Below are 3,372 nucleotides of genomic sequence, written 5' to 3' on the forward strand. Positions count from 1 at the left end.
ATGGGGGATTAGCTCAGCTGGCTAGAGCGCCTGCCTTGCACGCAGGAGGTCAACGGTTCGACTCCGTTATTCTCCACAGATTCGAAAGAATAGAAGTTCATTGACATATTGAGATAAGAAAATAATAAGAAAGTAGAAAGAACACGTTTTGTGATTTATTACAAGACGGCAGAGACAAGGGAAGCCTTGTCAGTACAATAAGCAAAATAAGGGCGTATGGGGAATGCCTAGGCTCTCAGAGGCGAAGAAGGACGTGATAAGCTGCGAAAAGCTGCGGGGACTGGCACACACAGATTGATCCGCAGATATCCGAATGGGGCAACCCACTATGTTGAAGACATAGTACACCGATAGGTGGGCAAACCCGCTGAACTGAAACATCTAAGTAGGCGGAGGAGAAGAAAACAAAAGTGATTCCGTAAGTAGTGGCGAGCGAACGCGGATTAGCCCAAACCAGTGCTGTTACGGCAGTGCTGGGGTTGTAGGACCACGATATTTCATGCACAAGGAACCGGAAGCTTCTGGAAAGGAGCACCAAAGAGGGTGATAGTCCCGTATGGGTAACAAGTGTAATGGATAGTGGTATCCTGAGTAGGGCGGGGCACGTGAAACCCTGTCTGAATTTGGCGGGACCATCCGCTAAGGCTAAATACTCCTGAGAGACCGATAGTGAACCAGTACCGTGAGGGAAAGGTGAAAAGAACCGTGAATAACGGAGTGAAATAGATCCTGAAACCATACGCTTACAAGCGGTCGGAGCCCTTTAGTGGGGTGACGGCGTGCCTTTTGCATAATGAGCCTACGAGTTAACGCTGCTGGCAAGGATAAGTGGTTCAGCCATGGATCCGCAGCGAAAGCGAGTCTGAATAGGGCGCTTTAGTCAGTAGTGTTAGACGCGAAACCGTGTGATCTACCCATGGGCAGGTTGAAGCTGTGGTAACACACAGTGGAGGACCGAACCGGTTGACGTTGAAAAGTCTTCGGATGACCTGTGGGTAGGGGTGAAAGGCCAATCAAACTCGGAAATAGCTCGTACTCCCCGAAATGCATTTAGGTGCAGCGCTGAATTAAGTTATATAGAGGTAGAGCTACTGATTGGATGCGGGGGCTTCACCGCCTACCAATTCCTGACAAACTCCGAATGCTGTATAATGTTTCTCAGCAGTGAGGGCTTGGGTGCTAAGGTCCAAGTCCGAGAGGGAAAGAACCCAGACCATCAGCTAAGGTCCCCAAATATATGCTAAGTTGAAAGAACGAGGTTTGTCTGCCCAGACAGCTAGGATGTTGGCTTGGAAGCAGCCATTCATTTAAAGAGTGCGTAACAGCTCACTAGTCGAGCGGACGAGCATGGATAATAATCGGGCATAAGCATATTACCGAAGCTATGGATTTGTATGTATGTACAAGTGGTAGGGGAGCATTCTAACAGGGTTGAAGGTTTTTCGTAAGGAGGGCTGGACTGGTTAGAAAAGAAAATGTAGGCATAAGTAACGATAATGCGGGCGAGAAACCCGCACACCGAAAAACTAAGGTTTCCACAGCTATGCTAATCAGCTGTGGGTTAGTCTGGTCCTAAGGCGAACCCGAAAGGGACAGTCGATGGCCAACGGGTTAATATTCCCGTACTACTGATTACTGTGATGGGGTGACGGAGTGATGAAAGCGCCGCGAACTGACGGAATAGTTCGTTAAAGTACCTAGCTATAGGTCCTGTAGTTAAATGCGCAGGAACTGGTGAAATACGATAGTACTCGGAGTCTTCGGACAAAGAGATAGTGCGCCTAAGGGCTTCCAAGAAAAACCTCTAAACTTCAGGTAATTAGTACCAGTACCGTAAACCGACACAGGTAGTTGAGGAGAGAATCCTAAGGTGCTCGAGAGATTCATGGCTAAGGAATTAGGCAAAATAGACCTGTAACTTCGGGAGAAAGGTCGCCCCCAGCAATGGGGGCCGCAGTGAAGAGGTCCAGGCGACTGTTTATCAAAAACACAGGGCTCTGCAAAATCGTAAGATGAAGTATAGGGCCTGACACCTGCCCGGTGCTGGAAGGTTAAGAGGAGATGTTATCTTCGGAGAAGCATTGAATTGAAGCCCCAGTAAACGGCGGCCGTAACTATAACGGTCCTAAGGTAGCGAAATTCCTTGTCGGGTAAGTTCCGACCTGCACGAATGGTGTAACGATCTGGACACTGTCTCAGCCATGAGCTCGGTGAAATTGTAGTAACGGTGAAGATGCCGTTTACCCGCAGTGGGACGAAAAGACCCTGTGCACCTTTACTATAGCTTAGTATTGACCTTGGATAAATGATGTGTAGGATAGGTTGGAGACTATGAAGCGGCGTCGCCAGGCGTTGTGGAGTCATTGTTGAAATACAACCCTTTGTTTATCTGAGGCCTAACCCCGAGAATCGGGGGACATTGCTTGGTGGGTAGTTTGACTGGGGTGGTCGCCTCCAAAAGAGTAACGGAGGCTTCTAAAGGTTCCCTCAGTACGCTTGGTAACCGTGCGTAGAGTGCAATGGCATAAGGGAGCTTGACTGAGAGACATACAGGTCGATCAGGTACGAAAGTAGAGCATAGTGATCCGGTGGTTCCGCATGGAAGGGCCATCGCTCAAAGGATAAAAGGTACGCCGGGGATAACAGGCTGATCTCCCCCAAGAGCTCATATCGACGGGGGGGTTTGGCACCTCGATGTCGGCTCGTCACATCCTGGGGCTGGAGAAGGTCCCAAGGGTTGGGCTGTTCGCCCATTAAAGTGGCACGCGAGCTGGGTTCAGAACGTCGTGAGACAGTTCGGTCTCTATCTACTGTGGGCGTTAGAAATTTGAGTGGATCTGATTCTAGTACGAGAGGACCGAATTGGACTAACCTCTAGTGTATCTGTTGTCCCGCCAGGGGCACCGCAGAGTAGCTACGTTGGGAAGGGATAAGCGCTGAAAGCATATAAGCGCGAAACCCACCACAAGATGAGATTTCTTTTAAGGATCGTGGAAGATGACCACGTTGATAGGCTACAGATGTAAAGGCAGTAATGTCATAGTCGAGTAGTACTAATAATCCGTAAGCTTATGTACACCCTTTTCCCGAGCCGAAAGGCTCGGGAGGAAACTTTCTAAACTATTTTACTTTTCTTTATCTCAGTATGTTAAAATATTTGCCCGTCGCGGGCAGTCTGAAAGACGAAAGTCCAAAGTCATAAAGTGAAAATTTTAGACTTTAAGACTTGTAACTTTAGACTAAAAACCTTAAGGTGGTTATTGCGGCGGGGCTCACCTCTTCCCATCCCGAACAGAGAAGTTAAGCCCGCCTGCGCAGATGGTACTGCAGTATTGTGGGAGAGTATGTCGTCGCCTTTCTTTTAAAAACCCT

The 3,372-nt window shown here is 48.6% G+C and carries 1 tRNA gene and 2 rRNA genes; all 3 read left to right on the plus strand.

From position 1 onward, the window contains the following. Positions 1–2 precede the first annotated feature (2 nt). A tRNA-Ala gene (locus tag BUC29_RS21015) sits at positions 3–76 on the plus strand. A gap of 119 nt (positions 77–195) precedes the next feature. Next, positions 196–3,077, plus strand: a 23S ribosomal RNA gene (locus BUC29_RS21020). Between the two features lie 172 nt (positions 3,078–3,249). Next, positions 3,250–3,359, plus strand: a 5S ribosomal RNA gene (rrf, locus tag BUC29_RS21025). Positions 3,360–3,372 lie beyond the last annotated feature (13 nt).

It is taken from the genome of Flavobacterium defluvii, from assembly GCF_900129555.1.
Classification (GTDB): Bacteria; Bacteroidota; Bacteroidia; order Flavobacteriales; family Flavobacteriaceae; genus Flavobacterium; species Flavobacterium defluvii.